This window comes from Kaistella jeonii, from assembly GCF_000812865.1.
GTDB classification, from domain to species: domain Bacteria; phylum Bacteroidota; class Bacteroidia; order Flavobacteriales; family Weeksellaceae; genus Kaistella; species Kaistella jeonii.
In genome coordinates, this window is the sequence record NZ_JSYL01000004.1 from 158,345 (window position 1) to 174,698 (window position 16,354).

Sequence of the window (16,354 nt, forward strand, 5' to 3'; positions counted from 1 at the left end):
TGGTTATTAGTTAGTTACAACTTGTATTGTTTTTTTGGAAATCTGCTCTAATAAAATATTTTTGTTTTCATAGAACTTATTTAAGTCCTCTAATTTAGCATTTCTTACGGTAAAGAGCGACACGTTTTTCACGACCTCTGAATTAAAGTTGATCTGAAGCTCCTGATTGAGATCATCGATATGATCGTATTTATCTTCCACACACAAAACGAAGGAGATCGCCGACGTCTGCATAAGGGAAATCGTGATTTTATGTTTTGCCAAAAGTGCGAAGATCTGACTCAAATGTTCCTCTGCAATAAAAGCAAAATCCCGCGTAGAAATACGCATCAAATTTTGATTTTCTTTTAAAATATAGGTTTCCTGATTTTCGGTTTGCTCCGAAGATCCTACCTTAGTTCCAGGTTTTTTGGGCTCCAGAAAAGACTTCACATAAAAAGGAATATTTTTCTGTTTTAAAGGTTGCAAAGTTTTTGGATGAATTACCGACGCGCCGTAATATGCCATTTCTATCGCTTCTTCGTAAGAAATATTGGATAAAAGATTTACATTTTCGAATTTTCTGGGATCGCCTGTCATTACGCCGGGAACATCTTTCCAGATCGTCATCGCTTCAGCATTTAAACAATAGGCAAAAATCGCCGCCGAATAATCAGAACCTTCCCGCCCCAAAGTCACTGTGAAATTATTCGCTTCTGAACCTATAAATCCCTGCGTAACAAAACACGAATCGCAATCTAATTCCGAAATTTTTCGTTGCGTTTCTTCCCAGTTGATATTTCCTTCGCGGTAATTGCTGTCAGTTTTAATGTAATCACGCGCATCGAGCCAGTGATTTTTGAACTGGATATCGTTTAAATATTCACTCAAGATTTTAGAGGAGATCATTTCCCCACAACTTACGACCTGATCGTAAACAAAATTATAGTTGGGTGATTTGTTCCGTCGCAAAAAAGATTCAATATCATCAAAAAATAAAGAAATCTCCGAGAAAACCGGGTGATGTTCCTGAAACAAACCTTTCGAAATTTCTAGATGGTTTTGCTTCACTTTTTCAATTTCAGTTTGATAGTCGATTTTATCAAAATAATTTTGAACCGCCTTTTCTAAAGCATTTGTTGTTTTTCCCATCGCCGAAACAACAAGGACACAATTTTCAAAACCTTCCGATTCTAAAACAAGGGATACATTTTTCACCCCTTCCGCATCTTTCACCGATGCGCCACCAAACTTAAAAACTTTCATTAAACATTTAATTATTAATAGTTTACAATTCCAAAACCTCCTTTTTAAGAATGGTAATAAAATTCAAAAATATCATTTTAAGGCGAAATAAAAAAATGAACATTATTAATAAAAAAAGTAAGGTTGCAAATAAGTTCGCCAGAAACGCACAATTATTTAAGCATTGACTCCAAATAAACCTGTTTTCCTTGATTTTTCTGAAAAGAAAAGCCGAAAGATTCAAAGATATTTCCGAAATTTGTAATTATCCAAAAAGCAAAAAAATGTCAGAACAAAATTTTCAGACGCTCGGTGAATTTATTATTGATAAGCAGGAAGATTTTCTGTATTCCACAGGTGAACTTTCCCGCCTCTTAAGTGCAATTCGACTCGCTTCGAAAATGGTTAACCGCCAGGTAAATAAAGCCGGAATCGCCAATATCATCGGAAAAGTGGGCAGTGAAAATATTCAAGGAGAAGAACAGCAAAAATTAGATGTTCTGGCAAACGAAATTTTTATAGAAGCTTTGTCACAAAGAGAAGTTGTGTGCGGGATCGCGTCGGAAGAAAATGATGATTATATAGAAGTTAAAACCGGTCCGAACGCACATTTAAGCAAATATGTAGTCTTGATCGATCCTTTAGATGGTTCTTCAAACATCGATGTAAACGTTTCTGTAGGAACAATTTTCTCTATTTACAGAAGAGTTACAGAACCGGGAACTCCCGTTGGAATCGAAGATTTCTTACAAAAAGGAGTCAATCAGGCCGCTGCAGGTTACGTGGTTTATGGTTCATCCACAATGATCGTTTATACGACTGGAAATGGCGTGAATGGTTTTACCCTCGATCCAAGTTTGGGCACCTATTATCTTTCTCATCCAGCCATGAAATTCCCGGAAATAGGAAAAATTTACTCTATTAACGAGGGAAACTACGCCAAATTCCCACAAGGCGTAAAAGATTATATCAAATATTGTCAGGAAGAAGAAAACGACCGTCCTTACACGTCCCGCTACATCGGTAGTTTGGTTTCCGATTTCCACCGAAATATGATCAAAGGCGGAATTTATATTTACCCTTCAACTTCGCAGTCACCGAACGGAAAACTGAGATTATTGTACGAATGTAATCCAATGGCTTTACTGGCAGAACAAGCCGGCGGAAAATGTACCGACGGATTTAGAAGAATTCTCGAAATAGAACCAACAGAATTACACCAAAGAGTTCCATTTTTCTGCGGAACAACAGAAATGGTAGAAAAAGTTGAGGAATTCATGCAGAAATATAAATAATTCTTTCTTTAAATCATTTTTTCAGGAGCTTTAACCCGCTTTCCACTATATCTTTTCCTTTTTTCCTAAAAAAAAGAAAAAGGATGCCGTTGCAGTCGGGGCTACTTTAGAATGCAAATTTTATTAACAAATCTTGGTGCCAAATTTTAAGATTGAAAAAGCGACCGAAAAAGATCATTTAACGTTGACAGAAATAACCGTTGACGGCAAAGCATTTTGGGGTTTTTCAAAAGAAGAATTATCTAAATGGAAAAATGAATTAACAATTACGCCCGAATATATTGCAGAAAACGAAACCTACAATTTAGTCTTAGATTCGTCAATAGTTGGTTATTATTCCTTTCTTAAAATAGACGAAAACACGCTTCTGCTGGATAATTTATTTTTATTTCAAAAGGTTATTGGAAAAGGTTTCGGCAAATTATTAATGCAGAATTTTTTGAAACGAGCGAAAAGTTTAAATATTTCTAATATTATTCTGGAAGCTGAACCCAACGCAGAAAATTTCTACAAGAAATTTGGCTTTTCCACTTATGATCATCGCGAATCTGTAATCAAAGGCCGTTTTCTACCGAAAATGAAATTAGATCTTACCTGAATTTTTTTCAAATATTTCTCCATGAAAAAAGCAACTTTTAAAAATTACATTCTCAATTTCAAAAATCCCAGCGGAACTTCCCGCGGAGTTCTCAATACCAAAGAAACGTTCTTTCTGGAAATTTCAGAAAATGGTAAAAAAGGCATCGGCGAATGCGGACTTTTCCGAGGTTTAAGTTGCGATGATGTTCCTGAATACGAGGAAAAATTACAATGGCTTTGTGAAAATATTAATGAAAATAAAGAAGTTCTTCAAAAAGAATTGCTTCATTTTCCCTCCATTTGGTTCGGTTACGAACAGGCGATCTTAAATTTAGAAAATGGGGACGATTTATATTTCCCGAGTGATTTTACAGCCGGAAATTCTTCCATAAAAATCAACGGTTTGATCTGGATGGGAAATGCAGATTTCATGCAGCAACAGATCGAAGAAAAATTAGACCAAGGCTTTGACTGCATCAAATTAAAGATCGGTGTCAACTGGAATTCTGAAAAAGAGATCATAAAACAATTGCGACAAAAATTTCCAAAAGAACAACTGGAATTAAGAGTTGACGCAAATGGTGGATTTAGTTTTGAAGAAGCTAAAATCGTCTTACAGGAACTTTCAGACTTAGGAATTCATTCCATCGAACAACCCATAAAAGCAGGAAATCTCATGGAGATGAAGATCCTCTGCAAAGAAACTTCAACACCGATTGCCTTGGATGAAGAATTAATTGGAATTGTTGATTTAGAAAAAAAGAAAAAGTTGTTAGAAGAGATCAGACCTCAATATACTATTCTCAAACCTTCTCTCATTGGCGGATTCTCCGGCAGTGATGAGTGGATCTCTTTGGCAGAAAATCTGGGAATCGGTTGGTGGATCACCTCCGCTCTGGAAAGTAATATGGGTTTAAATGCCATTGCACAATATACTTTTACCAAAAACCCTGCAATGCCGCAAGGTTTAGGAACCGGTGGATTATTTACGAATAATTTGGAAACACGTCTATATTTGAATGGCGATCAACTTTCAATAAAGGTTTGAGACAATTATTATCATTTAATCTACAAAATTCTAGTTCCTGTTTTTCACTAAAACCCAGCCGGTGTACGTTCTGCCATCAGGTAAAGTGATCTGATACCAATATGATCCGGTATTCACCAATCGTGAATTAAATGTTCCGTTCCACACAAAACGACTTGAACTGTCCTGTTCAAAAACTTTGACCAGGAATCGGTTAAACACTTTCAAATTTGCAGATTTTCCGTTAAAAACATTTAAATCATCGATGATCCAGGTATCATTGTAACCATCTGCATTTGGAGTAAAAGCATTTCTGATATTCAAAATAACGCCTTCCTTGGAATTTGGAAGACAGTCTGATCCCTCAAATTTCACGTAAAATGTGGTGATGCCAAAAGGAAGATTGGTGAAAACATTATTTTCCACAAAATTGATCCCATCTTTTGAGTACAGAATTTTACGACTTCCAGTTGCAATAACGGTAATTGTGTTTCCATTTGCGATCAAATCTGTGATTACAGGAATTTCAAATACCTTAACATTAAACGTGGTCGAAAATGTACATCCATTTGCAGCGGTCACATTTATTTTATAAAGCCCCGCCGTTTTTACGCCTAAAAGTTCTTTGGTTTTAGAAATAACTTTTCCGGTAGGATCCAGCCATTCAAACGTCACAATATTCAAATTTGAAAAATCGGGTTTAATATCTACGAAGCTTTCCGGACAGTAATTATAGTCAGGTAAAGTGAACATGGGCGTCTTTTTCAAGCTTAAATTTATTTCGGCTTTCTCAGGACAAAATCCGGGAGACTTAATTTTAACAAATACCTTTTGTGTTCCAGAATTCTCATTGTAAAGAAAAGCTTTAGGCGAGTTTATTATATGAGTATTATTATTGAGATCGAGTAAACTGGGGTAATATTCGAAAGTTGCAGGACTATACAAAGAACTTTCAAATTGTGTTAAATCAATATTTTCTGTCCCATCATTTCCTACATCACAAGTATTGGTAATAGTGAAAGGTCCATTATTAATCAATTTTACTTTCTGGCCTAAATTTAAATCTACCGAAGCAGTATCAAAACACCCCGGAATATTTTGCACACGCACCCAAATCCTCGTCACTGAAGCATTAAAAGTAAATTTGTCAGGATTTAAAATAGGATTAACATTTTGATCAGCTTCTGCTTTAGTATAAAAAAATGTAAAATGATTATCAGCACTTTGCGTGTAGATCATACCTGATGTAAATTTAGTCAGATCAACATCGTATAAACCATCTAAATTATCATCACAAATCCCTGATATTTTAGAGTTTAAAGCTTTGGGAGGAATATAAGTTTGCAATTCGATCGAAGTAACAGAAAAACAAAATGTAGTTTTTGACGTAAATCTTACCCAAACTTTAAATCTTGAATGAGCCGTAATAACGGGCGAAGTGATCTGCGTAGAAGGAATGCCATTGTTTGCTTCCAGCTCCGTTTTATAATACGTAATATTTATATTTCCAAGCAGGATTGAATTTTGAGCTTGAGAAAACAAGTCCGGGATCGCGTCGCTGAGCGTAAATGATTCATTCAGATTAAAATCAAAATCACATTTCTGAAGCACTGCAGGTTTGATGACAATGACCGGCAAAAAATTTAAAGTAATATTGATGGTACTGACAGAATAACAACCGCCATTTCCATTAGAAACTTTCGCGTAAACGGTACTTTTATGCTGGGAGCTGAATGTGGTGGGATTTGCTATTAATCCGGATAAAGAATTGCTCGCAGCATCGTAAGTTTGATAATATTGAAACGAAACCGGCGCAGTATCTGCGTAAATTTCACTTTGCAAACCCGTGAGATCAAAAGGTTCCTGACCATCATTATTATTATCGCAAACCGAATTTTTAACCACCTCAACTACCGTTTTTACAGTCGGTGTTGGAACCAACATTAAATTAATTTCAAAAACATTGGAGCAAACGTAAGATACTATTTTTACAAATAATTTGGTTCCGTTTTGAATATTATAGGTCGTTAAAGGATTGTTGTTATTGTCCGCATCAGTCTGACTAATAAAATAAGAAACGGTAGCATTTTGCGATCCGACAATCATTTTATTAAAACTGGAGAGCCTAGTATTTTCTTGTCCATCATTTTCAAAATCACATATTTCAAATTGGGTTTGATGAATAATAACATGAACTAAATTAATCTCAATTTCCTTAACCGCATAACAGCCAGTTGAATCTTCGAATCTCACGTAGAAACTGGTTCTCACTAAACTTCCGTCTGTAGTTATAGTCTGTAAATTAGATATAGGATTCTGATCATTTTCTGCATCTAAAGACGTTTTGAAGTAAGAAACACTTATACCAACCGGTGATTGCAAAAGCATTTCGGGCGAATAATCCTTTAAATCAACCGTAATATCCTGAGTACCATCAAAACACCTGTAAACAGAATCGTCTTTTGCCTCGACATAGGTAAAAGTAACATCCATATTTACAGTGGCAATACTGAAACATCCGCCGGTAAACTGTACTCTTACAAAAACGGAATATTTCCCTTTGATAATATCTTTTATACTGCTACCAGTCCCGGAATAAGCTTCCTGATACGACCTGTAAAAACTTAAAATTACATTTTGTTCTGAGGTAACTAATGGTCCTATGATATCCAGGTAATCAAAAAGTTCAACAGAATCATACTTAAAATCACAAGTAGTATAAGTAAAAGTTATTGGAGTATTTACCACCGGACTGGCTATAAAAGTGATTTTTACAGGACCGAAAACCTGGCTACAAGTCGCCGTTTCATATTTTACATATAATTCGATATCATTCACAATATTCGCCGTTGTTACTTCATCAACATTATTGGCAGCGTCTTGTGCAGATAAAAAATAATGGATCGTACCAGTGATAGGAGCAGAAAATAATTTCGAATTTAGCGACGAAAGCTGGTAACTGTTCTCTACGCCATCATTATTAATATCACAAATCGCTAATGTATTGGTAAGCAAACTGTTTGAAAGTAATTTTAAATTTAAGACCGCAATCCGGAAACAGGAAGGATCAGAAAGATTTTGAACACGTACAAAAAAAGTTTTGTTACCGGAAAGCACGAAAGTTGTAGGTTGCGGATTATCTCCATTTTGCGCCTCTCCTAAAGAATTATGATACGTAAAAATAAAATTGTTTGCATTTTGAGGAGTGAGATCGCTCTTATATTCTTCTAAATTGATGTTTAATGAATTAGTACCACACAGAACAGCTGTAAAATCCTTCGTCAATGGGTAATCTGGCGCGAAAGTGACATTTGTGCTGGCTTCTAAAGTATAATCAAAATCTCCGCACATCGGATATTTGACTTTTACCGTATAAACTTCATTTTTTTCGGGACATACATTAACCATATTACCTGCACCAATTGATTCATTTTTTGAATTAAACCACAAAATTTGCGGCGTGATCGCAGAACCTGAAGGTGTAAATTTCCATGCTTCATTCTCAGCTTTCCAAATACCTGTATTTCTTCCCGCCGGAGAATATCCAACCGTTCTGTCTTCACTGATAATTCCTAGTAAAGAATTTTTAAATTTTGCAGAAGGACATGGAAGCGGTTTGCTTTTCACAAAAACTTCAATACTATTAGATCCTTCAGATAAGACAATTTGAGAGGTAGAAGTCTCATTGCAGCCAACAATTCTACCTTTATAAAAATTTATGATAAGTTTACGACATGGCGCCATACCAGTAATACTGTAATAAATCTCGGAATCATCATTAGGAGAAAACACCAGATCACTGAAAGCACCAAAAATACTGCTCTTATGGAGAGAGGTATTCGGGTTTGAATCCTGTACATTGGGATAATTAATGTTTCCAAGTTGAGAAACGTCAAATGATATAACGCCATTGGTTCCTATTATGACTGAATTGTAGTTATTTCCAAAAAAACAAAAATTAAAAGGTATCTCTATTTTACTAAAAAATAAATCATCTCCTTCAGCATGAAGTGACGTTCCAGCGTTAAAATCACCGTAAGGCGTAAAGGTTTCTGAGGAAACGGTGTAAGAATCAGTTTTATTAAATACCGGGATCTCGGTTTTCAATTGTAAACATTTTCCATTGAGAGGATAGCTACAGTTAATGACAGGATTTTCATTTCCCAAAGCATCTGTAATGTTCGCACCTGCACAAAATTGCTGACTTAGCAAAGGACAGCAGTTTAATAAAAAGGTACAAATAAAAAAAAATAGTTTTGTCTGCATATTACAGTTATTTTTTGTTGTTACCTTTCAAAATTTGTGTTTGGGCGGGATATCAATGAAGATAATGAACTAAATTACTCTTAGAAAACCAGTTACTTTATAAAAGTATCAGATTCTATTTGAGCTTTTTAACAGTACAATAATTTCTATAAATAGAAACGTCGATTTAACATAATATTAATTCGAGTCAAAAGTAGTATTATTTTTCACAATATAAAATAATCCTGGTGATTTTATGATTAAAGATTTAGAGATCAAATTTTCAAATAAAAAAACCTGTATTTATGGCAATATTTTAAGAAGGAGTACGAAGAGCTTAACTTCATATTTTAATCAAAACTCTTCGTCATTTTGATATTATCTTGATTATGTAGCAGATTTAATTTTAATCTTACATGTAGGCCTTTTTCTGAAGGAACAAAAATGAAATCACCACACAACGCATCCAATCTGGATTTCATATTTTCAATGCCATCGCCGTAAGCTACATCTGGCAGAATTCCTACTCCATCATCCTTTATATCAACCGTGAAAGTCTTTCCATCTTTAGTGAAATGAACTTCTACATTCTGGGAATTGCTATGCTTATAAACATTATTGAGCGCTTCTTTTATGCACAGATATAAGTTTCTCCGCGTATCTGCGGATATCTGGTCATATCCGACTTCCTCTTTAAAAATATGTACTTTAATATCTGTTTTTGCAAAAAAGTTTTGGGCGTAATGGCTTATTCGCTGGGTGAAATTTTCCAAATTATCATCTCCAACTTTCAAATTCCACAGAATCTGGCGCATAGAAACATTTAATTCATCGCAAGTTTGTAGCAACTCATCGATATTTTCGCCTATTTTTGAATCGGTCGTTTTCTGTTTAATAAATTGGGTTTGAAGTTTTAGAGCTGTGATTCCTGATCCAAGATCATCATGTAAATCATGGGAAACGCGGTCATGCTCACTTTGCATTTTTTTTCGGTAATCTATTTCCTGCTGTAAAAGCTGAGTTCGATATTCCATTTCTTTCAACCTTTCTTCTTTGCTGAAGATCATTTGTCGGCGGTAATACAGAACGATGATAAAAATTAAAAACACCACTATTATTACCATCAAAAGAATAGCAATAATTATGGAAAATTTAATTTCGACCGGCAAAGCTCTCATTTGATTTTAATATTTACGGGTAACTGCAATAAGAAAAAAAACATAGGTTAAGACGACTGATACTTTAAAAATATGATCCAGAACAACTAAAAAAGCGTAGTCATTTGCTTCAAGCCAATGCATGAGCGTAATTCTAAATAAAAAGATAATGCTCCAGAAAATCAGTGCTGTACTTACCCAAAAAGCCTGCTTCTTTAAAATGTAAACTTTCTGCACATTCTGTATTTGATCGAAAAGCCAAAAAAGCGCGAGTGTAATATAAAATACTGCAACAGTTACTCCAAGGGCAACAGAAAAAGAATATTTAGAAAAAAGTATAAATATGACACTAATAACAGCAGCCAATACTCCCAAACTATAGATCAATTTCCTTCGCTGCTCAATTTGTTTTGCATAATAATAAGTAAAGTACCCAATGTAGAAAAAAGAACCGGCCGTATAAATATGATTTATTTCTACTGTGAAAAAATGGGTCACCGTTTCAATAACTGCTACAATGACAAAATATACAAAAATATAAGACTCATCTCTTTTTCTGCGAAAAAAAGAAATCAGTAAACACAGATAAAGAAGGACAATATAAATAATTGGTATGGCAGCAACAAACATAAATTTACAATTTCATAAATTCTTTTTTTTAAAGATTACATTTTTAACTACAATTAGGCGTTTCTATACTTCCAATAATGTCATTTGTTTAAAAAAATATTTTCAGTAAGGCCAGTCTATTTTTACTTATCGGATAAAATTAATACTATTTTTTAGTAATCACATTTAAAATTGAAAAGAATTAGTCGAAATTATCCATAATTCATCAATTATACGTAATTGAATCTCCACGTTTTGAAAAAATTAGGATTGCAAGTTTTTCATTTCCTCAATAATCTGTAAATTTGCCCACTACAAGAAAAACAATGGAAGAAGACAAAAAATCCCTCAATTTTATTGAGCATATAATAGAAGAAGATATTTCGGCAGGTTTCCCAAAAGAGAAATTGCGTTTTCGTTTTCCGCCAGAACCGAATGGTTATTTGCATATTGGTCACACCAAAGCGATCTGCATTAATTTTGGGTTGGGCGAAAAATACGGAGCACCCGTAAATCTTCGTTTTGATGATACGAATCCTGAAAAAGAAGAACAGGAATTTGTAGATTCTATCAAAGCAGATATCGACTGGTTAGGTTTCAAATACGATCAAGAATTGTATGCGTCTGATTATTTCGACCAATTATATGATTGGGCAGTTCAAATGATCAATGATGGAAAAGCTTACGTAGATGAGCAATCTTCAGAAATAATTTCAGAACAAAGAAAAAATCCGTTCGAAGAAGGTGTTGATTCGCCTTTTAGAAACCGCCCTGTAGTAGAAAGTTTAGCACTTTTTGAGAAAATGAAAAACGGCGAGTTTGAAGAAGGTTCGATGTCGCTTCGTGCAAAAATCGATATGAAATCACCGAATATGAATATGCGCGATCCGGTGATGTACAGAATTTTGAAAAGACCTCATCACAGAACCGGCGATCAGTGGAAAATTTATCCAATGTACGATTGGGCACACGGAGAATCAGATTACATTGAACAAATTTCGCACTCATTATGTTCCCTGGAATTCGAAAATCACCGTCCACTTTATGATTGGTATTTAGATCAGGTTTATAAAGAAAATTCGGTAAGAAATAAACAGCGCGAATTCGCAAGAATGAATGTTTCTTACATGATCACTTCCAAAAGAAAATTACAGCGTCTGGTTGCAGAAAATGCAGTGACAGGTTGGGATGATCCGAGAATGCCGACGATTTCCGGAATGCGAAGATTAGGTTTTACGCCAACTTCAATTAAAAACTTTATCGAAAGAGTGGGTGTTGCGAAAAGAGAAAATTTAATAGATATTCAGTTGCTTGAATTTTTCGTGCGCGAAGATCTAAATAAAATTGCAACAAGAGTGATGACGGTTGTAGATCCTGTAAAACTGGTGATCACGAACTATCCGGAAAGTGAAGAGGAATGGTTAGAAACCGAAAATAATCCGGAAGAGGAAAATGCCGGAACTCGGGAAATTCCTTTTTCAAGAGAACTTTATATCGAAAGAGAAGACTTTCAGGAAGAAGCCAATAAAAAATTTTTCCGCTTAAAACTAGGTGGGGAAGTTCGTTTGAAATCAGCCTATATCATCAAAGCAGAAAGCGTAGACAAAGACGAAAATGGGGAGATCACAACCATTTACGCAACTTACGATGAGAAAAGCAAATCAGGAAGCGGAACAGAAGAAAGTTTGCGAAAAGTAAAAGGAACGTTGCACTGGGTTTCTGCAAAACACGCGATTCCTGTGGATATTAGAATTTACGACCGACTTTTTACCACGCCACAACCAGATGCTGAAAAAGAAAACGATTTCATGCAATTCATTAATCCAGAGAGTTTAAAAACCGTAAAAGGATTTGCAGAACCGAGTCTTAAAAACGCAGAAATAGGACATCCTTATCAGTTTCAAAGAATTGGTTATTTTACGAAAGACAGAGATTCTACCACGGAAAATCTGGTTTTTAACAGAACGGTTACATTGAAAGATTCTTTTAAAATTGATTAGAAACCTTTACTAATAATTGAAAACTTCGGATTATTTCCGGAGTTTTTCTTTTCTAAAAGGCAAGGAATAAATGATCACAATAGTTTTAAAATTCTGTTTTGAGAAAATATTAATCTTCGAAAGTGTATTGAAACTTCATTAAACTTCAAACAAGATTTAAACAACCACTTCAAAAAAATAGTTCTGTTATTTTTTTATATTTATCTTCGCATCAAATTTTTAATCAAAATGAAAAAAATATTTTCACTCCTTATATTATGTATTTCTATTTTGATTTTTTCGCAGGAAGGGATCAACTTTCAGCAAACAAGTTTCAAAGAAATTCTCGCCAAAGCAAAAGCAGAGAAAAAAATTGTTTTCATAGATGCTTATGCGTCGTGGTGTGGTCCTTGTAAACTGATGGAAAAAAATGTTTTTCCTCTAAAATCAGTTTCAGATTATTACAATACCAATTTTATCAATGCAAGATTTGACATGGAAAAAGGCGAAGGTCCACAATTAGCCATGAAATATGGAATTCGATCCTATCCAAGTTTTCTTTTTCTGAATGGTGATGGTGAAGTGGTCTTAAAAAATATGGGTTACATGGGCGAAGATGATTTTTTGACCATTGCTAAAGAAGCCAACAATCCTAAATATGCGACTTCCTCTAACAAAGAACTTTTCGAAAAAGGAGAAAAGGATCCTGAGTTTTTATTGAACATGATGCGCTTATATGCTGACAATGATTATGATCTGGCTAAAAAAGTGTCCGAGAGATATTTCGAAGTTAAAAAAAATGATCCGCTAACCAAAGATGATTTAGGCATGTTGCTTTATTTTCTAAAATCTCCGAATGATCCTAATTATAAAGTTTTTGTAAGTAAAAAAGCAGAGATCATTACGTTAATGTCAGAAGATATTTACAAACAGTTTGATGCGAATATTAAAATTTCTAAAATTCTGGAAACTTCTTTAGACCAGAAAACAGGTGTCATTAATGATGCATATTTCTACAAAAATGCAATCCCATTAATTGGCAAAGACGACGCGGAAACTGCGTTGAACAGAATGAAAGTATTATTCTACCCCACTGTTTCAAATTACACCGGCTACGAAAAAGCAGCTTTGGAGTATTACAAAAATTCCGACAGTTTTGATACGGAAGAATTGATCAAAGCAGCCTGGATCTTCAGTGAGCATGTTTCGAACCGCATTTCTCTTAAAAAAGCAGAAGAATGGGCAGAAAAAGCGGTCATGAAAAGTGAAACTGCTGAAAACACCTACATCCTTGCAAAATTATATGCCGAAACCGGGAATAAAGACAATGCAAAAATGTATGCCGAAATTGCGAAAAATCTTGCTGTAACACAGGGAAAAGATGCGACTTTGGCCACTAAACTATTAGAAACTTTAAAATAACAATTCTATTTTGAAAAAATTAATTCTGGCCTTATCCATTTCCCTTGCATCTTTCGTGAGTGGTCAAATTCAGGATACTGTTACTGTCGCTCCAAAAAAATTATACATCAAAGCAAACGCACTTTTTCTTCCGGTCGGAATTTTGAATGCCGGACTTGAATACCAACTCAATAAAAAAATGACGATTCAAGGTGAAATTTTTATTTCTCCCTGGAAATCATTTGCTGGAAAAGATGCACAGGTTTACATGATTGGTGTTGATGGCAGATATTATTTTAAGGAAGCATTCAAACATTGGTATGTAGGCGCAAATCTTTCTGCAGCGCGATTTATAATTCAAAAATATAATTATTGGGGAGATGGTATTTATCAGTATACACCGACATCTCCTATTTACAACAGAGCGGATGTTTATCAGGACGGATATGCAATAATGCTTGGTGCAATTGTCGGATATCAGTTTCAACTTAGCGAAAAATGGAATATGGATCTGTTTTTTGGAGCGGGGACAATACAAAGTTTTTACAAAGGTCATGTTCACGGTCTGGATGTTCGGTACGATGACGACGGACGCGACTGGAATAAAAGCGGAGAATTTCTTCCGTACAAAGGAGGAATCATGATTTCTTATAAATTAAGATAATGGATATTAAAAGCACTAAATTTCTGGTGATCGCAATGATCACTTTCATCATTTTATTTTTAATGAATTACATCGGTAACAATAATGCCGATAAAATAGAAACTGCTTTGATGACAGCTGTTGCAGGTGTTGTTGGTTTAACGATCGGAATGTGGTTTGTTCACCGGAATTCAAAAGATGATACCCATCACGATTTTGATTAAATTTTCTTTCTAAAAATATATTAAAACAGATTTCATTGAAGTCTGTTTTTTTGATAGAAAATTTTATCTGAAATTCACTTTTCGTCATTTCGCACAAAAAAATTACCTTTGCACCATGATAAAAATCGGTAATATCGAACTGCCAGAATTTCCTTTGTTGCTCGCTCCCATGGAAGATGTTTCAGATCCGCCATTTCGCAGATTGTGCAAAATGCATGGTGCAGACATGATGTATTCTGAGTTTATTTCTTCAGAAGGTCTTATTCGGGATGCGATGAAAAGCATGAAAAAACTCGATATTTTCGATTACGAAAGACCGGTTGGAATTCAGATTTTCGGTGGTGATGAAGAAGCAATGGCGCTTTCTGCCAAGATCGTAGCCGCAGTAAACCCGGATATTGTTGATATTAATTTTGGATGTCCCGTAAAAAAAGTGGTTTGCAAAGGAGCCGGTGCTGGAGTTTTAAAAGATATTGATCTCATGATCCGCCTTACAAAAGCCGTTGTAAATTCTACCGATCTGCCGGTGACCGTAAAAACCCGTTTAGGTTGGGATACAGAAACCATTAATATCATGGAAGTTGCTGAAAGACTTCAGGATGTTGGCGTAAAAGCCTTAACGATTCACGCCCGAACCCGCGCTCAAATGTACAAAGGTGAAGCGGACTGGAACTACATTTCAAAAGTAAAAAACAATCCCAGAATTAATATTCCGATCTTCGGGAATGGCGATGTAGATTCTCCTCAAAAAGCCTGGGATTACAAAAATAGATACGACTGCGACGGCATTATGATCGGTCGCGGCGCAATTGGTTATCCCTGGATCTTCAATGAAGTCAAACATTTTTTCAAAACGGGAGAAATTCTACCCGAACCTACCCTTACCCAGAGATTAGAAGCTGTTCGTCAACACGCAGAATGGAGTATGGAATGGAAAGGTGAAAGATTAGGACTCATCGAAATGCGTCAACATTACGGCAATTATTTCCGTGGGATCCCTCATTTTAAAGATTTCCGACGTAAATTTTTAGAAGTCTTTACTCTGGAGGAAATGGATGTTGTGATCGCAGAAGCTGACGCCTTTTACAAGGATTTTGAATTTTCCAGTTAGAAAAAGAGCTATGTAAAAAGTAAAAAGAGCCAGGTTTGAATCTTGGTTATTGAGTTTTTGAGTGTTTAAAGCTTTTTAAATATTTATCAATAGGGTTGAAAAGCTCAGTCGAGATTTACTGATCTAGTTCTTCAAAAATCACTTTTTAAAATTATATTTTACACCAAAATTAAGCAGCGCATTCTGTGGATAATAACCTCCATTTAAAATAATAAAATGGGTAGAACCTTTGTAACCGCCCAATAAATAATATTCGTAATCAGCATAAATTGCCAGTTTTTCATCAACGAAGTAGTTTAATCCTATTCCCGAATTTAAACTTGCGAATTGCTTTGCATAATCAGTACTTAGATTTTCCGAATAATTATATTCACTTTTGGTTTCAATATTATAAGCAACTCCCAATTTTAAATTAGCGCGAAGATTTTTATATAATCTAAATTCCCACTTTATATCGACCGGCATTGAAATTACAGCTCCCCGAAAAGTGCCAAAAGATTCATCACTTCCCAGATCAAGCCAACTTCCACTGTGCGTATCTGGTCTGTAAAAAGCGAGTCCAGTTTTAAAATATTTTAATCTTGCCGACAAACTCCACTGTTTTCCAATGTAATATTCTGCCAAAACTCCTCCTTGAAGTGAAACATCTTTTTGATCTACAGCATATTCATTGATGATATTGACGCCCGTTTCTGCACCCAAATACCATTTTCCTTTTGGATTAATGAGATCTGCTTTCTGAGCAAAAGCATTAGTGAAAAATAAAACTGAAAATAGTAAAAATATTTTTTTCATACAGATCAAATTTTTTATTCGAAATTCATTTCAATAAATGTACACAAACATTAGTTAGCACGAGC

General features: G+C 34.9%; 13 protein-coding genes. 8 read left to right on the forward strand and 5 right to left on the reverse strand.

Annotated elements, in window-relative coordinates:
- Positions 1 to 6: 6 nt before the first annotated feature.
- Positions 7 to 1,245, reverse strand: a complete 1,239-nt coding sequence (locus tag OA86_RS08380; RefSeq protein WP_039351637.1) for an aspartate kinase — start codon at positions 1,243 to 1,245, stop codon at positions 7 to 9.
- Between the two features lie 263 nt (positions 1,246 to 1,508).
- Here OA86_RS08380 and fbp point away from each other — a divergent pair, with 263 nt between their 5' ends.
- From fbp to menC, 3 genes are all read left to right on the forward strand, one after another.
- The gene (fbp, locus tag OA86_RS08385) at positions 1,509 to 2,519 is read left to right on the forward strand and encodes a class 1 fructose-bisphosphatase (RefSeq protein ID WP_039351818.1); all 1,011 of its coding nucleotides are present in this window, start codon (positions 1,509 to 1,511) and stop codon (positions 2,517 to 2,519) included.
- Between the two features lie 136 nt (positions 2,520 to 2,655).
- Positions 2,656 to 3,117, forward strand: coding sequence for a GNAT family N-acetyltransferase (locus OA86_RS08390; protein ID WP_039351820.1), 462 nt, complete (start codon positions 2,656 to 2,658; stop codon positions 3,115 to 3,117).
- Between the two features lie 21 nt (positions 3,118 to 3,138).
- Positions 3,139 to 4,146, forward strand: coding sequence for an o-succinylbenzoate synthase (gene menC, locus OA86_RS08395; RefSeq protein WP_039351639.1), 1,008 nt, complete (start codon positions 3,139 to 3,141; stop codon positions 4,144 to 4,146).
- A 30-nt stretch (positions 4,147 to 4,176) separates the two neighbouring features.
- Here the strand turns inward: menC and OA86_RS08400 are convergent, their stop codons facing one another.
- From OA86_RS08400 to OA86_RS15320, 3 genes are all read right to left on the reverse strand, one after another.
- Positions 4,177 to 8,337, reverse strand: coding sequence for an FIDD domain-containing protein (locus OA86_RS08400; RefSeq protein WP_169743948.1), 4,161 nt, complete (start codon positions 8,335 to 8,337; stop codon positions 4,177 to 4,179).
- A 383-nt stretch (positions 8,338 to 8,720) separates the two neighbouring features.
- Positions 8,721 to 9,548 (reverse strand): sensor histidine kinase, encoded by an 828-nt coding sequence (locus OA86_RS08405; protein WP_052257454.1) that lies wholly within the window; start codon positions 9,546 to 9,548, stop codon positions 8,721 to 8,723.
- 6 nt (positions 9,549 to 9,554) lie between these two features.
- Positions 9,555 to 10,157, reverse strand: a complete 603-nt coding sequence (locus OA86_RS15320; RefSeq protein ID WP_052257455.1) for a hypothetical protein — start codon at positions 10,155 to 10,157, stop codon at positions 9,555 to 9,557.
- A 305-nt stretch (positions 10,158 to 10,462) separates the two neighbouring features.
- On the opposite strand from OA86_RS15320, the gene OA86_RS08415 reads away from it, so the two are divergent.
- The 5 genes from OA86_RS08415 (at position 10,463) to dusB (ending at position 15,494) form a co-directional block, all read left to right on the forward strand.
- Positions 10,463 to 12,136, forward strand: coding sequence for a glutamine--tRNA ligase/YqeY domain fusion protein (locus OA86_RS08415; RefSeq protein WP_039351642.1), 1,674 nt, complete (start codon positions 10,463 to 10,465; stop codon positions 12,134 to 12,136).
- Positions 12,137 to 12,364: 228 nt separating this feature from the next.
- Entirely contained in the window at positions 12,365 to 13,537 is a 1,173-nt protein-coding gene (locus tag OA86_RS08420) for a thioredoxin family protein (protein ID WP_039351644.1), read from the forward strand.
- A 10-nt stretch (positions 13,538 to 13,547) separates the two neighbouring features.
- Positions 13,548 to 14,180 (forward strand): DUF3575 domain-containing protein, encoded by a 633-nt coding sequence (locus tag OA86_RS08425; RefSeq protein ID WP_039351646.1) that lies wholly within the window; start codon positions 13,548 to 13,550, stop codon positions 14,178 to 14,180.
- Positions 14,180 to 14,383, forward strand: coding sequence for a hypothetical protein (locus OA86_RS08430; protein WP_039351648.1), 204 nt, complete (start codon positions 14,180 to 14,182; stop codon positions 14,381 to 14,383). The genes OA86_RS08425 and OA86_RS08430 overlap by 1 nt, the downstream gene beginning before the upstream one ends.
- 115 nt (positions 14,384 to 14,498) lie before the next feature.
- Complete coding sequence (dusB, locus tag OA86_RS08435) at positions 14,499 to 15,494, forward strand: tRNA dihydrouridine synthase DusB (RefSeq protein ID WP_039351650.1); 996 nt, start codon at positions 14,499 to 14,501, stop codon at positions 15,492 to 15,494.
- A gap of 138 nt (positions 15,495 to 15,632) precedes the next feature.
- Here the strand turns inward: dusB and OA86_RS08440 are convergent, their stop codons facing one another.
- Positions 15,633 to 16,289, reverse strand: a complete 657-nt coding sequence (locus OA86_RS08440; RefSeq protein ID WP_052257456.1) for an outer membrane beta-barrel protein — start codon at positions 16,287 to 16,289, stop codon at positions 15,633 to 15,635.
- Positions 16,290 to 16,354: the final 65 nt, after the last annotated feature.

Bases quoted from the DNA above. Each gene is read 5' to 3' on its own strand.
- OA86_RS08380 (WP_039351637.1), bottom strand. From the start codon at position 1,245: ATGAAAGTTTTTAAGTTTGGTGGCGCATCGGTGAAAGATGCGGAAGGG.
- fbp (WP_039351818.1), top strand. From the start codon at position 1,509: ATGTCAGAACAAAATTTTCAGACGCTCGGTGAATTTATTATTGATAAG.
- menC (WP_039351639.1), top strand. From the start codon at position 3,139: ATGAAAAAAGCAACTTTTAAAAATTACATTCTCAATTTCAAAAATCCC.
- OA86_RS08405 (WP_052257454.1), bottom strand. From the start codon at position 9,548: ATGAGAGCTTTGCCGGTCGAAATTAAATTTTCCATAATTATTGCTATT.
- OA86_RS15320 (WP_052257455.1), bottom strand. From the start codon at position 10,157: ATGTTTGTTGCTGCCATACCAATTATTTATATTGTCCTTCTTTATCTG.
- OA86_RS08415 (WP_039351642.1), top strand. From the start codon at position 10,463: ATGGAAGAAGACAAAAAATCCCTCAATTTTATTGAGCATATAATAGAA.
- OA86_RS08420 (WP_039351644.1), top strand. From the start codon at position 12,365: ATGAAAAAAATATTTTCACTCCTTATATTATGTATTTCTATTTTGATT.
- OA86_RS08430 (WP_039351648.1), top strand. From the start codon at position 14,180: ATGGATATTAAAAGCACTAAATTTCTGGTGATCGCAATGATCACTTTC.
- dusB (WP_039351650.1), top strand. From the start codon at position 14,499: ATGATAAAAATCGGTAATATCGAACTGCCAGAATTTCCTTTGTTGCTC.
- OA86_RS08440 (WP_052257456.1), bottom strand. From the start codon at position 16,289: ATGAAAAAAATATTTTTACTATTTTCAGTTTTATTTTTCACTAATGCT.